Origin of the sequence: Nonomuraea sediminis (assembly GCF_018531495.1) — a bacterium.
In the GTDB taxonomy this organism is placed as follows: Bacteria; Actinomycetota; Actinomycetes; order Streptosporangiales; family Streptosporangiaceae; genus Nonomuraea; species Nonomuraea sediminis.
The window spans coordinates 90622-107863 of the sequence record NZ_JAHDTI010000018.1 but is presented as its reverse complement, the minus strand read 5'-3'; the positions used below and the strand labels follow the sequence as shown (position 1 = coordinate 107863).

Here is a 17242-nt window from a genome sequence, read left to right as displayed (position 1 = left end):
ACGCGGCTCCGTCAGAGAACCGCTCCGTCGTCCCAGCCCGAGTCGTTGGGCGGGCCGTCGCCCATCCGCACCACCAGCGCCACGAACCCGCCGATGAAGGCGGCCACGGCGGTGAACAGCGCCCAGCCCTCCATGTGCCACTCGGCCATCGCGGCGATCAGCAGGTAGGCGGGCCCGCCGAACAGCGCCACCCAGGCCAGCTTGGTGGGCAGGTCGAGCTTGGGCAGCGGCGGCGGGGGCGGGGGAACGAAGTGACCCTCGTCCTCGTCGTCCGCGCGTTCGTCGTCCGCCTCGTCGTCGGCGAACTCGGGCGGCTTGACGATCCGGCGCGGCGGCTCGACCGGCTCGGCCGGGACGTTCTCGCTGTCCGGCCATGGCTGGTCGGCCGAGTCGCGCTCGGCGGTTTCGTTGAAGGACGCGACGATCTGGCGCCAGACCTCGTCCTCGTCACTCTGAGGCGTCACCTACGCGCCTTCCCCCTGGGTGCGTTCAGTCCCTCTGCAAGGGTACCGAGGCGTGAGTCCTGATGAAGTCGAGGCTCCCGGCAAAGATCTTGTCGGCGTCGTTGTCCAGGGTCGCAACATGATAGCTATCGGCTAGCTCCTCGATCGTGGCCTGGGGAATCTTCTGACGGATGATCGCCACGCTGGTGGGTTTCACCACGTGGTCCTCTGTGCTGTGGAAGACGAGCAGTGGCTGCTTCACCTCGGCCAGGTCGGCCTGGACCAGCGCCCAGAGGTCCGGCAGCGAGGCGGCGGCCTTGACGGGGGTGCGGGCGTAGGCCAGCTCGGTCATGCCGGGCTTCTTGACGTCGTTGGCCACACCGGGGACGGACTGGATGAACCACTTGATCACCGGGGCGAGCCGCAGCAGCGGCACGTCGTTGGCGATCGACGGGTTCACCACGATCACCCCTCTGATCGCCTCGCCGTGCACCTCGGCGAGGCGCAGCGCCAGGCAGCCCCCCAGCGACAGGCCCGCCACGAACACCTCGGCGCAGCGGCCCTGCAGGTCCTCGAAGGCCTTCTCCACCTCGGCGTACCAGTCGTCCCAGCGGGTGTGGTTCATCTCCTGCCAGGTGGTGCCGTGGCCCGGCAGGCGGGGCAGCGAGACGCTCAGGCCGTGCCCCGCCAGGAACTCACCCCACGGCCGCAACGACTGCGGGGTGCCGGTGAAGCCGTGGCACAGCAGCACGCCGACCTGTCCGGCATCGTGGTGGTAGGGCTCCGCGCCTGGCATGAGCGGCATAACAGCTCCTCGATGGGATTTCATCCCCGAATTGCCCGATCGTCGCACGATCCCTCGAGGGCTGGCTAGGAGCATCGCCTCTGGGATGCGAAGATGACTACGCTCGGGTTGATGGTCTGGGAAGAGGTGGCTGCGTGTTCTACTGGGTGGTCAAGGCCATCTTGGGGCCGTTCCTCCATCTGATCTTCCGGCCGTGGTCCGAAGGGACGGAGAACGTGCCCCGGCAGGGTCCCGTGATCCTGGCGGGCAACCACCTGTCGTTCGCCGATCATTTCTTCGGGCCCCTCCATCTGCCGCGCAAGGTGATCTCGCTCGGCAAGTCCGACTACTTCACCGGGCGCGGAATCAAGGGCTTCTTCACCCGGCTGTTCTTCAGCGGCGTCGGGACGGTGCCCATCGACAGATCCGGTGGCAAGGCGAGCGAGGCCGCGCTGCGCACCGGGCTGCGCGTGCTGCGTGAGGGCAACATCCTCGGCATCTACCCCGAGGGTACTCGTTCTCCCGACGGCCGCCTGTACAAGGGCAAGACCGGGGTGGCGCGGCTGGCGCTGATGTCCAGGGCGCCGGTCATCCCGTGGGCCATGGTCAACACCTACGAGATGATGCCGCCCGGGCGTCCGCTGCCCAAGCTCGGCATCCGGCCCGGCGTCCGCTTCGGCAAGCCCCTGGACTTCTCCCGCTACTACGGGATGGAGGACGACCGGCTGGTCCTGCGCGCGGTCACCGACGAGATCATGTACGCGCTGATGGAGCTGTCGGGGCAGGAGTACGTCGACAAGTACGCCGCCAGCGCCAAGGTCGAGATGGAGCGCGCGGCGCGCGCCGCCAAGAACGACCAGAAGGGCGCGTAGCGCCCCTTACTGGGCGCGGAGCGACTTCTCCGACTTGCCCATGGCGGTGGCCATCGTGCGCAGCTCCTCGCGGGTCATGCGGTCGATGAGGTAGGCGCGCACCACCTCCACGTGGCCGGGCGCGACGCGCCTGAGGCAGGCCATCCCCGCGTCGGTCAGCACGGCGAGCACGCCGCGATCGTCGCCAGGGCAGGTGGTGCGCTCCACCAGGCCGGCCTTCTCCAGCTGGGTGATCTGGTAGGTCAGCGCGCTCTTCGACACGATCACGCCCCTGGCCAGCTCCGTCATCCGCATCTGGCGCCCTGGGGCGTCGGCCAGCCGTACCAGGATCTCGTACTGGGGGTGGGTAAGGCCGGCAGCGGCCTTGAGCTGCTCCTCGATGCGCCGCTCGAGCAGATGCGAGGCGGAGAGGAACGCGCGCCAGGCGGCCATCTCCTCCTCATCGAGCCACCGGGTATCCGTCACGACGTCAGTGTACTTGTTGTTCAGATTTGAACTTTCCGGCTAGGGTGTTGTTCAAATCTGAACTAAGGAGTCTTTCGCATGCTCGGTCAGGCACGTTCCGTAGTCCTGCTGATCGCCCGGGTAGCGGTGGGCGTGATCTTCCTCGTGCACGGCTATCAGAAGTTCGCCACGATGGGGATCGCGGGAACCGCCAAGTTCTTCGAGTCGGCCGGGATCCCGCTGGCGGGTGTCGCCGCGCCGGGGATCGCGGTGCTGGAGGTCGCGGGCGGGCTCGCCCTCATCCTGGGCGTCGCGCTGCCGGTGGCGGGGACGCTGCTGGCGCTCGACATGATCGGCGCCATCGTCTTCGTGCACGGGGCCAACGGGATGGACGCCACCAAGGGCGGTTACGAGTTCGTCCTGGGGCTCGCGGCGGCGGCCCTCGCGGTCGGCTTCACCGGCGGCGGCGCGCTCGCCCTCGACCGCCTGTTCACCCGCCGCACCCGCGTTCCCGCGTAACCCTTCAGCGGCGGCGCGCCGTACCGGGGGCATGGAAGGCGTCGCGGACCTGGGCGCGGAGCCAGGCGTGTGCCGGGTCGGCGTCGTAGCGGGCGTGCCAGGCCTGGGAGATGCGGATCGGCGGCAGGTCCAGGGGGATGGGGAACGAGACGAGGCCGAGGGTCTCGATGGCGCCGCACATGAGCCAGTCGCCGCCCGCCATGCCGACCAGGTCCGAGGCCAGGACGACGAACATGGCCGCCGTGAAGGTGGGCATCGAGCCGACCACGCGCCGCCGCAGCCCCAGGGCGGCCAGCGCATGGTCGATGGGCCCGCAGGTGCGGCCCCGGCGGGAGGTGACCACGTGGTCCGCCGCGGCGAACCTGGCGGGGGTCACCTCGCCGTCCAGCAGCGGGTGGCCGGGCCGCACCACGGCGACCGGCTGGTCGGTGATCAGGGATTCCACGTGCGAGCCGGGATCCGGCTCGTCCAGGACGGTGACCTGCAGGTCCGCGACCCCTTCCCGCAGCGGCCGCAGCTCGCCCGGCCCCTCGGGCACGAACCGCAGCGTCACCCCCGGCGCCTGCCGCGCCACCTCGGCCAGCAGCGGCGCCCCGATCGCCGCGGTGACCGGGTCGGAGGCCATGATGACGAACTCCCTGACCAGGGTGGCCGGGTCGGGCTCCGCGGGCGACACGAACACCCGCCGCGCCGCCTCCACCAGCGCCCGCACCTCTCCCTGTACGGCCAGCGCCCGCGGCGTGGGCACCATCCGCCGCCCCGACCGGACCAGGATCGGATCGCCCATGGCCTTGCGGATCCGCCCGAGCGTCCGGCTCATGGCGGGCTCCGACAAGTGCAGGCGCGCGGCGGCGCCCGACACGCTGCCCTCCTCGAGCAGCACGTCCAGCGCGGTCAGCAGGTCCAGGCTGGGTTGCGTCTGATGCATATATCGCCTGCCAAAGATGCATTTGAGGTTATGTCAGGTCCGAGTCTACGGTGAGCTTCGCGGAGGCCTCCCGTTCCATCACCGACTCGTTCAGAGGGGTTTCGCATGCCCGCGATCGACCCGAAAACCCAGGAGACCCACGACGCGCAGGAGGCCGGTCATCCGGCGCGCGCCAGGATCCTGGCCGTCATGGCGGCGGCCGTGGTGCTCGCCGTGAGCCTGGTCGCCGCCGTCAACCTGGCCATCCCGACCCTCGCCGCCGGCGAGCTGCACCCGACCCAGGCCCAGATCCTGTGGGTGGTGGACGCCTACGTGATCGTGTTCGCCTGCCTGCTGATCCCCGCCGGAGCCGCGGGTGACCGGTTCGGGCGCAAGGGCGTGATGCTGGCCGGGCTCGGCGTGTTCGCGCTCGGCTGCCTGGTGGCGACGCTGGCGCAGGACGTGGCCGTGCTGATCGCCGGCAGGGCGCTGAGCGGCGCGGGAGCCGCCATGGTCATGCCCGCCTCCCTGGCGATCTCGGTGGGCGTCTATCCGCCACGCCAGCGCGGGCACGCGGTGGCCACCTGGACCGCGGCCACCGGCGCGGCCGGCGTGATCGGCAACCTCGGCGGGGGAGCGGTGATGCAGTGGCTGCCCTGGCGGGCGCTGTTCGCCGTGCCGATCGGGCTGGCCGCCGTGCTGGTGCTGCTGGTCGCGCTGTCCGCGCCGCGGATGCCTCGCCACCACGCCGACCTGGACCTCGCCGGCGCCGGGCTGCTGACGGTGGCGTCGGTGGCGCTGCTGTCGGGGATCATCCAGGGCCCTGAGGCCGGCTGGGGAAGCGGGCTCGTGCTCGGCTCGTTCGCCGCGGCCATCGTGCTGTTCGCGGTGTTCGTCGGCCACCAGTTGCGGGCTGCGCGCCCGCTGCTCGACCCGCGGCTGTTCCGGCTGCCGCGGCTGCGCGCCGGGACGCTGGGCGTGGCGGTGATGTTCTTCGGGCTGTTCGCGCTGTTCTTCGTCAACGCCCGCTACCTGCAGTCGGTGAAGGGGTTCTCGCCGCTGCTGACCGGGGTGGCGATCGTGCCGCTGGCGATCCCGATGATCGTGCTGTCACGGCTGTCGGCGCGCTTCGACCGGCGGGTGGCCGTCATCGCGGGCCTGGCGGGGAACGTGCTGGGGCTGCTGATGCTGTCGCTGGCCGACGCGGCCATGCCGTACGCGCTCTATGCGGTGGGGTTGCTGGTCATGGGGGCCTCGATGGGGCTGTGCCTGCCGGTACTGTCGCACGAGATCATGGCGGCGCTGCCGCGCGAGCGGGCCGGGCTCGGGTCCGGGCTCAACAGCGCGACCAGGGAGCTCGGCAGCGCGCTCGGCGTGGCGGTGATGGGCACCGTGACGGCCACCCACGGGATGGCCGCCGGGTACCGGGTGGTCGCCGCCGTGGTGCTGGTCGGCGGCTTGGTGACGCTGACCGGGCTGCGGGACAGCGCGCCTTAGGAGACGTGTGCCCGGATCTGGGCGATGTGCTCGGGGGTGGTCCGGCAGCAGCCGCCGACCATGGCGGCGCCCGCCTGCTGCCACTCCTTGGCGGCCTGGCCGTACTCGACCGGGTCGGTCAGCCCCTGCCAGCGGTGCGCGGCCGGGTCCCAGGTCTCGCCCGAGTTCGGGTAGACCACGATCGGCAGGCCGCCCTTGAGCGACTCGATCAGGCCGGGGATGTGCCGCGGCGCGGTGCAGTTCGCGCCCACGGCCACGACCTGCGGGTTGCCGGTGAACAGCGCGGCGGCCTCGCGGATCGGGGTGCCGTCGTTGATGTGCTCGCCGTCGCGGCAGGAGAAGCTGATCCACGCCTTCACGTCCGGCGTCTCCTCGAGCACCCGGGCCAGCGCCCTGGCCTCCGGGTACGACGGGATGGTCTCGACGGCCATCAGATCGGCCCCGGCCTCCACGAGGATCTCCCAGCGGGGCCTGTGCCAGGTCACCAGGCCGTCCTCGTCCAGGTCGTAGTCGCCGGTGTACTCCGCCCCGTTGGCCAGATAGGCCCCGTACGGCCCGACGGACGCGGCGACCAGCCCGCCGCCGGCCTCGTCACGGGCCTGGGCGGCCAGCTCGACCGACCGCGCGATCAGCCGGACCGCCTGCTCCAGGTCCAGGCCGCGCTTCATGAATCCGGGGATCGAGGCCTGGTAGCTGGCGGTGATCGCCACGTCCGCCCCCGCCGCGAAGTAGTCGGTGTGCACCCGCCTGATCAGCGCCGGGTCCTCAAGAAGCAGGCGCGCGGACCAGAGCTCGTCGCGTAGGTCCGCGCCGAGCGTCTCCAGGTGGGTGGACAGACCGCCGTCCAGGACGAGAGTGCTCACCCATCCAGAGTATGGTCCCTGGAACACCAGGCCGAACAATGCCGTCATCTATCACTTTGAGTCGATAAAGAGTACTTATTCGTAGCGCAATCCAATCTGCCGGACGAGGTCCACGAACGCGGATCCGGCGTCGGGGGCGAACGCGCCGGGCGTGTAGACCACCTCGCGCAGCTCGCCGCTGAACGGGAACGGCCCGTGGCGCTCGAAGACCTCCCACGACACCGGTGAGCGCCGGTCCACGCCGACGTCGACGCCCTCCATCGGGCAGAACGCCGCCAGCATGGGCAGCCCGGCCAGCTCGCCCCTGACCTGGCCGTCCACCTCGACGCGGGCCCGCCACTCCCAGTCGCCCGGCGCGGTGACCGCCAGCGTCACGGTCTCGCCGGGCGGGCCCGCGCGCAGCTCGTGCGGCACGCCGTACCCGTTCTGGACGAAGACCACCTCGCCGTCCTCGATGTACAGCAGGTAGCCGCCGCCCTGGCCGCCGTGCGCGACCAGCACGCCCTCGCCGGGCCTGGCGATGCGGACGGTGACCGTGAACGAGCGCCACTGGATCAGCTGGAGCGCCTGCCACCGCTCCAGCGTGTGCGCGTGCGGCGGCAGCCGTACCGGGACCGCGTCCTGCTGCCAGGGCGGGCGCAGCAGGTAGCGCAGGCGCGAGCCCTCGTCCAGCGGATAGACCTGGTTGGCCCGGGCCGCCTCCTCCCAGGCCCCGGCCAGCTCCTTGACCACCTCGGGATGGCGGGCGGCCAGGTCGTCGAGCTGGGTGCGGTCGGTAGGGCGGTGGTACAGCTCCCACTCGTGCTCGCCGAACGGGGTCAGCGGCGCGTGCCGCGTCACGATCTCCCACTCGCCGCGCACGTACCCCCGGTGCCCCTGCAGCTCGGAGTACTGCCCGCGCGGCGGCCTGTCCCTTTCGAGCGACGTGCCCTCGCGCGGCAGGCCCTCGGGCGCCTCGACGCCCGTCAGGTGCATCAGCGTGGGGAAGATGTCCGTCACGTAGGCCCAGTCGTGCCGCTGCTCGCCGCGCGGGCCGCCGGGCCACGACATGAGCAGCGGTACGGCGTGCCCTCCCGCGTGCGTGTTGCGCTTGTAGAGGCGGAAGGGCGTGTTGGAGGCCATCGCCCATCCGCGCGGGTAGTGGGCCAGCGTGCGCGGGCCGCCGATGAGGTCGAGGCGGGCCAGGTCGGCGTCCGGGTCCTCGCGGTCGTGGCGGCTGTTGGACGACAGCAGCGTCCGCAGGTACTGCGTGGTGCCGTGCTCCTCGCCCTCCCTGGACGCGCCGTTGTCGGAGGTGAACAGGAACACCGTGTCATCGAGCTGCCCCAGGTCGGCCAGCGTCCGGCGGAGCGTGCCGACGCTGCGGTCGATGCTCGCGATCATGGCGGCGTAGACCTCCATGTAGCGGGCGAAGACCCGCTGCTGCCCGTCGGTCAGCTCGTCCCACGCGGGCACGTCGTCGCCGGGTTCGCGGTTGCGCGGGGCCAGGCGGGTCCCCTCGGGGAGGATGCCCAGCTCCCGCTGCCTGGCGAAGCGGCGCTGCCGTACAGCGTCCCATCCGTCCTGATATTTGCCACGGAAGCGCAAAATCTCGCCCGCGGGAGCCTGAAGTGGCGCATGGGCCGCGCCGTGCGCCAGGTACAGGAAGAACGGCCGGCCGGCGAGGGAGGCCTGGGTGACCAGGTCCACGGCCTCGCGGGTGAGGTCGTCGGCCAGGTAGTAGCCGTCGGGGTAGCGGTCCACCTCGACCGCGGAGTTGTCCCTGATGAGCCGGTGCGGGTGGTGATGGTTGGTGAACGCCTCCAGGAACCCGTAGAAACGGTCGAAACCCCGCTGTAAAGGCCAGGTGTGCCGCGGCCCGGCGTCGGACATGTCGGAGTCCTTGGTCAGGTGCCACTTGCCCACGGCCATCGTCAGCCACCCGGCCGCCCTGAACACCTCGGCCAGCGTCGGCGCCTGCGCCGAGATCTCGCCCGCGTACCCGGGGAAGCCGGGATCGGAGTTGGCCACGTGCCCGACGCCCGCCAGGTGCGGGTTGACGCCGGTCAGCAGCGCGGCCCTGGTGGGCGAGCACATCGGCGTGACGTGGAAGTCGGTCCACTGGACGCCGTCGCCCGCCAGCGCGTCCAGGTGCGGGGTCGGGATCTCGGAGCCGTAGCATCCCAGGTCGCTGAAGCCCACGTCGTCGACCAGCACGATCACCACGTTCGGCCCCCGCGGCGCCGGCCGCTCCGGCCACCAGGACTCCGACCCCGCGAACGTCCTGCCGACCCGCCCGCCGAACCCCTCGTAGGCGCTCACCCGGCCAGCCCGGCCCGTGGTCCGGCGTCGCGCACGTCGTCGATGCCGGTGCCGGACAGGATCTCCAGGTCCGGAAGGTCAAGGTGGGCCCTGGCCTCGTCAACGACGACGCCCTTGAGCCCGAGCAGCAACACAGTCGTGGCCATGCGGCCGATTGTCCCGACTGGTCCCGCGCTCGCCTAGACCCACAAGCCCACCCCACGGCCGCGTTCTTCGTAATGGGCGATCCCTGCCACCCGGTCAGCTCCCCGGAGGGCGGTCTCGCCTCGCGGTCTCCAGAGAGCGTCCCCGCCTCAGGGTGGGTGGTGGTCCAAGCGGGTTTGGGGGAGCTTGGCTCCCCCATGAGGCCGGTCCGCAGCTGTGTCGCGCGAAGCGCTGCCGAAAGCGAGGACCTTCAGCGCTGGGCCTGGAACATCCAGTGTTGCTTGTCGATGTCCTGGGTGACGGCGATCAGGAGGTCCTGGGTGACCGGGTCGGGTTCGGCTGTGGCGTCCACGCGGTCGCGCATGCGCTTGGACACCGCCTCCAGGACGTCCGTGAACGTCGCCACGACCTTGCCGTCCTCGATCCACGTCGCGTCCGGCTGCGTGACCTTCGTGGACTTGGCGATCGTGGCCGACCGGCCGTCCGGGTTGACGCCGAGCGCGACGGCGCGTTCCGCGATCGTGTCCGCGTGCTCGCGCACCACCGCGACGAGCTCGTCGAGCTGCAGGTGCAGCGGACGGAAGTGCGGGCCGACGACGTTCCAGTGGGCCTGCTTGGCGACGAGGGACAGGTCGATGAGATCTACCAGTGCGCCCTGCAGGGCTTCCGCGACGGTTTCCTTGGCGGCGCCCGAGAGCGGGCCGGTGATCGTAGCCATGGCTGTACCTCCCCGTTGGTTTCATCTCTCCCCTTGAAGAACACATCGCCGCTGGGGCTTCTTCCATTGACACTGCAATAGTGACAGTGTCATTGTGAAGGTATGAGCGAGACCTGGACCATCGGCGAGCTGGCGGAGCGGGCGGCGGACGAGCTGCGCGCCCACAGCCAGCCGGTCAACGGCCGGGTCCGCGACGTGCCCGGCGAGCGCCTCATCCGGTGGTACACCACGATCGGTCTTGTCGACCCGCCGCTGACCAGGCGCGGCAGGATCGCCCAGTACGGCAGGCGGCACCTGCTCCAGCTCGTGGCCATCAAGCGGCTCCAGGCGGCGGGCCGTTCGATCGCCGAGATCCAGGCCGCCCTGACCGGCGCCACGGACGCGATGCTCCAGGAGATCGCCGCTCCCGAAGAAGCGATCCTGCCGCCTCCCCGACCGGCGGCAACGGCCGCCGACGAGGAGGCCGCACCTGCGGCCGAGGGCCGGGCACGGTTCTGGGCGGCCCACGAAGGCGCCGCCCTGCGTGCGGCTCGCCGTACTCAGGAAGGCGGGGAGGGGCAGGCTCGCCGTACTCAGGGAAGCGGAGAGGCTCGCCGTACAGGAAAGCCTTTGGTGTGGGGGGTGAAGGTGGCCGACGGGGTCACCGTGACGGTGGACGGCGGGGGCCGGTTGCCGTCGGAGGAGGACGTCCAGGCGGTGCTCGCCGCGGCGGGGCCGCTGCTCGCGGTGCTCGAAGAGAGGAAGCTCGCATGAAGATCACTTCGCTCGAACCGAGCCGGTGCGTGCCGGTGCCCGACGCGGGGTTCGGGGCGCTGCGCACCGAGCGGGGCAACCTGCCGCTCGAGAGCGTCGACGTAAAGGCTGATATTTCGGGACTTGTGGCTGGGGTCGAGGTGACCCAGGGCTTCAGAAACCCGTTCGACGTGACGCTGGAGGCGACCTACGTCTTCCCGCTGCCGGCCAGGGCGGCCGTGACCGGATTCCGCATGGAGGCCGACGACCGGGTGATCGAGGGCGTGCTGAAGGAGCGCGGCCAGGCCAGGGCCGACTACGACCAGGCGCTGCGCGAGGGCAGGAGGGCCGCGATCGCCGAGGAGGACAGGCCCGACGTGTTCACCATCCGCGTCGGCAACCTGGTCCCCGGCGAGAAGGTCCTGGTACGGCTGACGCTGAGCCAGCCGCTGCCGTACGAGGACGGGGCGGCCACCTTCCGCTTCCCCCTGGTCGTGGCGCCGCGCTACATCCCCGGCACCCCGCTGGACGGGCCCCCGGCGGGCGACGGCGTCGCCCCGGACACCGACGCTGTCCCCGACGCCTCCCGGATCACGCCCCCGGTCCTGCTGCCCGGCTTCCCGAACCCGGTGGCGCTGTCGCTGCGGGCCACCGTCGACGCCGCCGGGCTCGACCTGCGCGAGCTCGCCTCCAGCCTGCACGTCGTGCAGGAAGAGGGCGACACGGTCAGCCTGCATCCCGGCGAGCGGCTCGACCGCGACTTCATCCTGCGGCTGACGTTCGAGGCCTCCACGGCGCTGCAGCTCACCGAGGAGGGCGCGTTCGCGCTGACCGTGATGCCGCCCGCGCTCGAGTCCCCGCGCGCGCCCCGCGACCTGGTGCTCCTGCTCGACCGCTCGGGCAGCATGAGCGGCTGGAAGATGGTGGCCGCCCGCCGCGCCGCAGCCCGCATCGTCGACACGCTGACCGCCCATGACCGCTTCGCGGTGCTGACCTTCGACTCCGAGGTGGAGCGGGCCTTCGACGGGCTGGCCGAGGCCTCCGACCGCAACCGCTACCGCGCCGTCGAGCACCTGGCCAGGGTGGACGCCCGCGGCGGCACCGAACTGCTCGACCCGATGCTGCAGGCCATCGCGCTGCTCGGCGACGGCGGTGCGTCCCGCGAGCGCGTGCTCGTGCTGGTCACCGACGGCCAGGTCGGCAACGAGGACCAGATCCTGGAGCGCACCGGGGGCGCGCTGTCGGCCATGCGCGTCCACGTCGTCGGCATCGACCGCGCCGTCAACGCCGGCTTCCTCGGCAGGCTCGCCGGGCTCGGCGCCGGCCGCTGCGAGCTGGTCGAATCCGAGGACAGGCTCGACGCCGCCATGGAGCAGATCCACCGCCGCATCGGCGCCCCGCTGGTCACCGACCTGTCGCTCAAGGGCCTGGACGCCGCCGACGTCACCCACCTGGGCTCGATCTTCCCCGGCGTCCCGCTGCGCGTGTACGGCAGGCGCCGCTCCGGCGACGCCGTGACCGTACACGGCCTGGCCGCCGGCGCGCCGTGGGAGCAGCACGTCACGGGCACCCTGGTCGACAACCCGGCGCTGCCCGCGCTGTGGGCCCGCGCCCGCCTGCGCGAACTGGAGGACCGCTACGCGATGGGCGAGCACGCGCTCGAGGCCGAGATCGTCAGGATCTCGCTGGAGTACGGCGTGCTGTGCCGCTTCACCGCCTACGTGGCCGTCGACACCCGCCAGGTGGCCGGAGGGGAGCCCGAGCACCGGGTGATCCAGCCGGTCGAGTCGCCCAGCGGGTGGGAGATGCCGTCGGGGCCGCCCATGATGCCCCGCGCCTTCGCCGCCATGGCATCTCCGCCTCCCCGTATGGCGGTGTTCGCCGCGGACGATCTCGACGTGCCCGACTTCCTGGCAGGCGGGGCGCCTCCGGCCGCTCCGGGCGGCGGCGGGTCGGCAGGCGGGATCGTGCCGCCGCGGCCCGCCCGCGGGTTCGGCCGTCCAGGACGTGCCCGGGTCACGCACGGCCTTGACTCGGTGGTGCCGCAGCTGCGGGCCGAGCTCGAACGGCTGCGTTCGGTCGCGGCCGCCGGGCTCGCGGTGTACCTGGTCGACTTGGGGTCGCGTCTGGAGGCGCTGGCCAGTTACCTGGGCGGCCACGCCGAGCTGCAGGCGCTCGCGAGGGAGCTGCAGACGGCCGAGCTGGCCTCCGCCGACGTGCCCGGGCTGCGCGCTCGCGCCATCGAGGTGCTCACCTCGCTGACCGGAGGAGACCAGGAGCCCCGCCGCGCCTTCTGGAAGCGCTCATAGCATCGGCTCCGCCCGCGGCCCGCCGCCTGGTCAGATGCTCACGATGGACGGGCCGCACCTCCAGCCGCCGCGGGTCATCGTCGAAGGCCATCCGCACCACGAATCTCGGCGCCGAGCCTCTGGTCGCGGACGGTCTGGGCGAGCGTGCGTAGCAGCCGCGCCGCCACCTGGGGCTCGCTGAGCAGGACGAGGATCTCGACCCGCGCCGGCCGTAGCGGGGCAAGATCTCGACCCGCTACGGGTGGCGTGGCTGGGTGCGGCCGGTGTTCCAGGCCCAGGCGGCGATCGCGACGCGGTTGCGGGCGCCGAGCTTGCGTTGGATGCTCGCGATGTGGTTCTTGACCGTGCCAGGTGACAGGAACAGCTCCTCGGCGATCTCGGCGTTCGTCCTGGCCTGCGCGACCAGACGGGCCACGTCCTCCTCGCGCTCGGTCAGCCCCGGATCCTCCGGGACGTCGTCCGCCGTCCCCGCCTGACGCAGCAGGCTCACCGTCAGCTGCGGGCTGATCAGCACGTCGCCGCTCATCGCCGCGCGCACCGCCTCCACCAGCAGTGCCGGGCCCGACCGCTTGAGCACGAACCCGGACGCGCCGTGCCGCAGCGCTGCCCGCACGTACTCCTCCTGGCCGAACGTGGTGACCACCACCACCCGGACGTCTGTGCCCGCCAGCGCCTCTGCCACCTCGATGCCGTCGGCGCGCGGCATCCTGATGTCGGCCAGCACCACGTCGGGCCGCACCGTTCTGGCCAGCTCGATGGCCGTCCTGCCGTCGGCGGCCTCGGCCACGACCGTCATGTCGGGCTGGGCGTCCAGGATCAGCCGGAAGGCGCTGCGGATGCCTTCCTGGTCGTCGGCGATGAGGATGCGGGTGGACATGCCGCTCATCGTGGCAGAGGCAGGCGCGCCCGCAGCGCCCACCCTCCCTGCTTCACGGCTTCCGCGCTCAGCTCGCCGCCCAGCGCCTCGACCTGCTCCGCCAGCCCCCTCAACCCCAGCCCGCCCCTGCTGCTCGTGCCCTCTCCGACGCCGTCGTTCCCCACCTCGACCACCACCGCCTCGTCCTGCGGCCACACCGCGATGTCGACCCGAGCCGCATCCGGCGCGTGCCGGCGCACGTTGGTCAGAGCCTCGACCACGATCCGATACACCAGCACATCCACCTCCGGCGGCAGCCGCAGCTCACCCACGCTCACACTCACCCTCGCCCGACTCGCCCCCTCGAACCGCACCCCCAACTCCTCCAACCCACCCACCCCCCGCACCCCAGGCCCGACGCCCCCCTGGCCCACCACGCCTCCTCGGCGCACCACGCCTTTCCGGCCTGCGATGCCTCCTGGGCCCGCGACGTCTTCCCGGCCTGGGTTGTCTTCCTGACCCCTGGCCTGCTCGCGGCCCGCGAATCCTTCCTGGCTCGCGACGCCCACCGGGCCTGCCACGCCACCTTCACCCGTTGCGCCGCTCTCACCCGACGTCGCTGCGCCCTCATCGTTTGCGCTGCCCTCACCCGTCACTCTGCCCTCGTCTGTGGTGGCGTCGGCCTCGCCCGTCGGGTTGTTCTCGCGGGTCGGGTCGTCGTGCAGTTCGAGGACTGTCCTGTCGAGGGTGGCCATGGCCCGCAGGCCCGCCTCCTCCACACGCCGCAACGCCCGCATGGCCTGCTCCGGATCGTTCGCGCCCGCGACCTGCCCGGCCTGCGCCTGGGCCAGCATCTCGCTCACGTCGTGGGCCACGAAGTCGTGCAGATCCCTGGCCAGGTGCAACCTCTGCGCCGCCCTCGCCGCGGCCACTGCCCTGGCCCGCCCCGTCTCCAGCGAACGCAGGTAGACCCCCACGCCCGTCGCCCCCACCACGCCCACCGACCAGAACGCGCACGCGCCCACCGCCTCCAGCGGCGACGCGGGCGCGAAGTACCGCAGCAGCCACGTGCTCGCCGCGATCCCGCTGACCACGCAGGCCGGTACGGCACGCCGTACCGGAGCCCACCGAGCCGTCACCCCCGTCAGGGCGATCAGCGCCACACTCTCGGCCAGCCCCCACGCGTCCTCACCCGCGGCCGGCAGCAGCCCGGCCAGCATGGCCGCGGTGACGGCCAGCGAAACCACCCCCGCGGCCGTCGCCACCACCGGAAGGCTCGCCCGGCTCCGCGGCCATCCACCGCCCACCCACACCAGCCCCGCGGCCGCCACCCAGAACCCCGGCGCGACCACCGCCCCCGCTACGGCTACTACCACGGCCACGACCAGGGCGATGCGCTGTCTCACGCCGGCCACCCTACGGGTGTCGAACGGCACGGGTACCTCCCGCCTCCACCCCACATCCCTGCATTTCGGCACCTGTCCCACGGGTGTCCTCGGACGCGACGCTCGATCCATGAACTTCGCACGCCTGACAGTCGCCTGGTCGATCATGTACGGCGCCCTCGGCATCGCCTGGGCACTCGGCCTGCCCGGCTTCCCCTGGGGCCGCACCGACCCCGACCCCGACGGCGCCCTGTCCATCCTCGCCGCCCTGACCCCAACCCCCGGCGGCTGGTGGATAGCCGCCACCTGCGCCCTGACCGCCGCCCTCGCCCTGACCCTCCCCAAAACCCCCACTCCAGAACCCACCACGGACACCGCCTCGACAGTGGCCGCGACTTCCGCGGGAGGTCGTGTGTCGGTGGGGCTTGGGATGGCCTGGGTGATGGCGGCGTTCCTGGTTGTGGTGGTGCCTGATTCGCGGTTGATGATGGGTGTCGCCTACACGCCGGTGTTCCTGTTCGTGGCGCCGTTCGTGGACGGGCCGTGGGGTGAGCTGACGCTGGCCGACCTGTGGCCGTGGCCGGTGCTCAACCAGCTCCTGTGCGTCCTGGGCGGCATCCTGCTGGCCGCCGCCGCCCTGCGCAGCAGCCGCAGCGCCCCCGGACGGTGGACCACGCCGGGCTCGGCCGCCCGCTGGGGCCGCTGGGCGGTCACGGTCGCCGTGGCCACGCCCCTGCTGTACTGCGCCACCCGCTGGTCGTGGGCTCTGGGCATCCCGCTCGGCATCACCAGGGACTTCCTCGAGCAGTCGGCCAAGGAGGCCCCGGGCATCTGGATGGCGGGCGCCTATCTGGCTACCTTCGGCGCCCTGGGTGGCCTGCTCACGCTGGGTCTCACGCAGCGTTGGGGCGAGATCTTCCCCCGCTGGATCCCGGGCCTGCGAGGCAAGCGAGTCCCGCCCCTGCTCGCCATCGTCCCCGCCACCTTCGTCTCCATCATCATCACCGTCGCCGGCCTCACCTATCTCCGCCGGGCCCTCTCGGGCATGTGGTCCTGGGACTCCTGGGGAGCCTGGTTCCCTGAGTGCTTCTGGCCGGTCTGGGGTACGGCTCTCGCCGCCGCCACCCTCGCCTACCACCTCCGCCGCCGCGCCTAGCACCAGGCCTGCGTCCCCCTGTACGTCGGGCAAGCCGTGCATGCCGGATTGGTGGGGTGGGTGGCGTGGTGGGGCTACTGCAGGCCGCAGTGGGTGAGGATGCGGGTCACGACCTCGGCTATCGGGATCGTGGTGACCACCTCCAGGGAGGCGCCGCGGCGGAGGAGGGGCTCGACCGTCGCGAGGTGGTGGAGGACGAGGTCGCGTTCCTCGGGGGTCTTGCCGTAGGGGTTGGACGTCCGGGTTTCCAGACGTCGCACGATCACCGGAGCGGGCGCGCTCAGCAGGATGACGTGGTCCAGGCGGGGATAGAAGCGCAGCTGGTTGCGCGTCGTGCCGCTGAGGAAGAGCGGGTCCGGGGCCGACAGGAGGGCATCGATGCGGGGCTCGTCCCAGAGCCACTCCTCGGCGGACTCGTCCCACACCGTCAGGTCGTCGTAGTCCGTGTCCGCCGTGCGGTAGCCGCGGGCCGCGAGGGCCGCCAGGACCGTGGACTTGCCGGTGCCGGACATGCCGGTGATGAGAGCCTTCATCGGCGCCCCACAGTACTGCGGTGTTCCCGGATGCTGGAGCCCCGGTTGCGCTGTCACCGTGGACCCAGTCCACTCAGCGCCGAGGGCCGGAGGCCGACGATGCCGATTCCACGGATCATGTTCGCCTTACCGCTGCTGGCCGCGGGGCTGTTCATGCCCGCGCTCGGCGCCGAGCCCGCCAAGCCGCCGCCCGGCGCGCTCGGCATGGAGCACGAGGAGTTCACGAGCAAGGTCGTCACCCTCCGCCAGGGCGGGCGGCTGACCATGGCCAACAACTCCCGCTGGGTTCACATCATCGGCGCAGGACGCGACGGGCACGTCGTCGACACCAGGGGCGTGCCGATGACGGGTCTGAAACTGATGGAGACCGACGACGTCGCCAGCACCGGGACGTGGACCACGCCTGGCACCTTCTACCTCACCTGCTCGGTTCATCCCGAGATGACGGTCAAGGTGATCGTCACCCCGTGCGGCTGCTGCTCCGCCGGATCGTGCGCCTAGGCCCCGGTACGGGCGGCCGTACCGGTTCCACCTACAAGTGCTCCGAGGGGAGGTAGCCATGTCCGCTCTCATCGCCAGCGTCAAGCACGCTCGCTACGTGATGGGTTCGCTCAGTGCCGTGCTGTTCGCCGGCACTGTCGGCGAGGCCTTCTAACACGAAGACCGGGGGTCGGCCCGCGCCCGCCCCCGGTCACCCCAGGTTCGAGGTCTCACAGCACCCGTACGGCAGGCAGCGGGACGGCCGCCGTGCAGGGCGCCGACCCGGCACCCGTGGGTGC

18 protein-coding genes are annotated in these 17242 nt (G+C 71.7%); 7 read left to right on the top strand and 11 right to left on the bottom strand.

The annotated features are described in order from the left end of the window. Positions 1-11: 11 nt before the first annotated feature. Positions 12-464, bottom strand: a complete 453-nt coding sequence (locus KIK09_RS49780) for a hypothetical protein (protein ID WP_214326604.1) — start codon at positions 462-464, stop codon at positions 12-14. Between the two features lie 25 nt (positions 465-489). Then, a complete protein-coding gene (locus tag KIK09_RS49775; protein WP_214326603.1) occupies positions 490-1248 on the bottom strand; it encodes an alpha/beta hydrolase in 759 nt (252 codons plus the stop codon). Between the two features lie 134 nt (positions 1249-1382). On the opposite strand from KIK09_RS49775, the gene KIK09_RS49770 reads away from it, so the two are divergent. Next, positions 1383-2099: a lysophospholipid acyltransferase family protein gene (locus tag KIK09_RS49770; protein ID WP_214326602.1), complete on the top strand. Its 717-nt coding sequence runs from the start codon at positions 1383-1385 to the stop codon at positions 2097-2099. Between the two features lie 6 nt (positions 2100-2105). On the opposite strand, the gene KIK09_RS49765 is transcribed toward KIK09_RS49770, so the two are convergent. Next, entirely contained in the window at positions 2106-2564 is a 459-nt protein-coding gene (locus KIK09_RS49765; RefSeq protein ID WP_214326601.1) for a MarR family winged helix-turn-helix transcriptional regulator, read from the bottom strand. Positions 2565-2642: 78 nt separating this feature from the next. Here KIK09_RS49765 and KIK09_RS49760 point away from each other — a divergent pair, with 78 nt between their 5' ends. Further along, positions 2643-3062, top strand: a complete 420-nt coding sequence (locus KIK09_RS49760) for a DoxX family protein (protein ID WP_214326600.1) — start codon at positions 2643-2645, stop codon at positions 3060-3062. Between the two features lie 4 nt (positions 3063-3066). Here KIK09_RS49760 and KIK09_RS49755 read toward each other — a convergent pair whose 3' ends face one another. Further along, complete coding sequence (locus tag KIK09_RS49755; protein WP_214326599.1) at positions 3067-3990, bottom strand: LysR family transcriptional regulator; 924 nt, start codon at positions 3988-3990, stop codon at positions 3067-3069. 105 nt (positions 3991-4095) lie between these two features. Here KIK09_RS49755 and KIK09_RS49750 point away from each other — a divergent pair, with 105 nt between their 5' ends. Then, positions 4096-5466 (top strand): MFS transporter, encoded by a 1371-nt coding sequence (locus KIK09_RS49750; RefSeq protein ID WP_214326598.1) that lies wholly within the window; start codon positions 4096-4098, stop codon positions 5464-5466. Here KIK09_RS49750 and mmuM read toward each other — a convergent pair. The 4 genes from mmuM to KIK09_RS49730 form a co-directional block, all read right to left on the bottom strand. Further along, positions 5463-6329: a homocysteine S-methyltransferase gene (mmuM, locus tag KIK09_RS49745; protein WP_308164769.1), complete on the bottom strand. Its 867-nt coding sequence runs from the start codon at positions 6327-6329 to the stop codon at positions 5463-5465. The two genes, KIK09_RS49750 and mmuM, sit on opposite strands and share 4 nt — an antisense overlap. Positions 6330-6404: 75 nt before the next feature. Beyond that, positions 6405-8630: an arylsulfatase gene (locus KIK09_RS49740; RefSeq protein WP_214326596.1), complete on the bottom strand. Its 2226-nt coding sequence runs from the start codon at positions 8628-8630 to the stop codon at positions 6405-6407. After that, the gene (locus KIK09_RS49735) at positions 8627-8776 is read right to left on the bottom strand and encodes a hypothetical protein (protein ID WP_214326595.1); all 150 of its coding nucleotides are present in this window, start codon (positions 8774-8776) and stop codon (positions 8627-8629) included. The genes KIK09_RS49740 and KIK09_RS49735 overlap by 4 nt, the downstream gene beginning before the upstream one ends. Before the next feature lie 248 nt (positions 8777-9024). After that, positions 9025-9492, bottom strand: a complete 468-nt coding sequence (locus tag KIK09_RS49730) for a Dps family protein (protein ID WP_214326594.1) — start codon at positions 9490-9492, stop codon at positions 9025-9027. 102 nt (positions 9493-9594) lie between these two features. Here KIK09_RS49730 and KIK09_RS49725 point away from each other — a divergent pair, with 102 nt between their 5' ends. Together KIK09_RS49725 and KIK09_RS49720 are read left to right on the top strand one after the other, a co-directional pair. Then, complete coding sequence (locus KIK09_RS49725) at positions 9595-10245, top strand: MerR family transcriptional regulator (protein WP_214326593.1); 651 nt, start codon at positions 9595-9597, stop codon at positions 10243-10245. Next, positions 10242-12533 (top strand): VIT domain-containing protein, encoded by a 2292-nt coding sequence (locus KIK09_RS49720; protein ID WP_214326592.1) that lies wholly within the window; start codon positions 10242-10244, stop codon positions 12531-12533. The genes KIK09_RS49725 and KIK09_RS49720 overlap by 4 nt, the downstream gene beginning before the upstream one ends. A gap of 235 nt (positions 12534-12768) precedes the next feature. On the opposite strand, the gene KIK09_RS49715 is transcribed toward KIK09_RS49720, so the two are convergent. Further along, the gene (locus KIK09_RS49715; RefSeq protein ID WP_214326591.1) at positions 12769-13410 is read right to left on the bottom strand and encodes a response regulator; all 642 of its coding nucleotides are present in this window, start codon (positions 13408-13410) and stop codon (positions 12769-12771) included. A gap of 5 nt (positions 13411-13415) precedes the next feature. After that, entirely contained in the window at positions 13416-14795 is a 1380-nt protein-coding gene (locus tag KIK09_RS58715) for a histidine kinase (protein ID WP_214326590.1), read from the bottom strand. Positions 14796-14904: 109 nt separating this feature from the next. On the opposite strand from KIK09_RS58715, the gene KIK09_RS49705 reads away from it, so the two are divergent. Further along, positions 14905-15930, top strand: a complete 1026-nt coding sequence (locus tag KIK09_RS49705; RefSeq protein WP_214326589.1) for a hypothetical protein — start codon at positions 14905-14907, stop codon at positions 15928-15930. Between the two features lie 74 nt (positions 15931-16004). Here the strand turns inward: KIK09_RS49705 and KIK09_RS49700 are convergent, their stop codons facing one another. Beyond that, the gene (locus KIK09_RS49700) at positions 16005-16463 is read right to left on the bottom strand and encodes an ATP-binding protein (RefSeq protein WP_214326588.1); all 459 of its coding nucleotides are present in this window, start codon (positions 16461-16463) and stop codon (positions 16005-16007) included. Between the two features lie 99 nt (positions 16464-16562). On the opposite strand from KIK09_RS49700, the gene KIK09_RS49695 reads away from it, so the two are divergent. Then, a complete protein-coding gene (locus tag KIK09_RS49695) occupies positions 16563-16964 on the top strand; it encodes a cupredoxin domain-containing protein (protein ID WP_214326587.1) in 402 nt (133 codons plus the stop codon). Positions 16965-17242: the final 278 nt, after the last annotated feature.

Coding starts and splice junctions, on each gene's coding strand:
- KIK09_RS49775 (WP_214326603.1), bottom strand. CDS start 1,248: ATGCCGCTCATGCCAGGCGCGGAGCCCTACCACCACGATGCCGGACAG.
- KIK09_RS49760 (WP_214326600.1), top strand. CDS start 2,643: ATGCTCGGTCAGGCACGTTCCGTAGTCCTGCTGATCGCCCGGGTAGCG.
- KIK09_RS49755 (WP_214326599.1), bottom strand. CDS start 3,990: ATGCATCAGACGCAACCCAGCCTGGACCTGCTGACCGCGCTGGACGTG.
- KIK09_RS49750 (WP_214326598.1), top strand. CDS start 4,096: ATGCCCGCGATCGACCCGAAAACCCAGGAGACCCACGACGCGCAGGAG.
- KIK09_RS49735 (WP_214326595.1), bottom strand. CDS start 8,776: ATGGCCACGACTGTGTTGCTGCTCGGGCTCAAGGGCGTCGTCGTTGAC.
- KIK09_RS49730 (WP_214326594.1), bottom strand. CDS start 9,492: ATGGCTACGATCACCGGCCCGCTCTCGGGCGCCGCCAAGGAAACCGTC.
- KIK09_RS49725 (WP_214326593.1), top strand. CDS start 9,595: ATGAGCGAGACCTGGACCATCGGCGAGCTGGCGGAGCGGGCGGCGGAC.
- KIK09_RS49720 (WP_214326592.1), top strand. CDS start 10,242: ATGAAGATCACTTCGCTCGAACCGAGCCGGTGCGTGCCGGTGCCCGAC.
- KIK09_RS49715 (WP_214326591.1), bottom strand. CDS start 13,410: ATGTCCACCCGCATCCTCATCGCCGACGACCAGGAAGGCATCCGCAGC.
- KIK09_RS49705 (WP_214326589.1), top strand. CDS start 14,905: ATGAACTTCGCACGCCTGACAGTCGCCTGGTCGATCATGTACGGCGCC.
- KIK09_RS49700 (WP_214326588.1), bottom strand. CDS start 16,463: ATGAAGGCTCTCATCACCGGCATGTCCGGCACCGGCAAGTCCACGGTC.
- KIK09_RS49695 (WP_214326587.1), top strand. CDS start 16,563: ATGCCGATTCCACGGATCATGTTCGCCTTACCGCTGCTGGCCGCGGGG.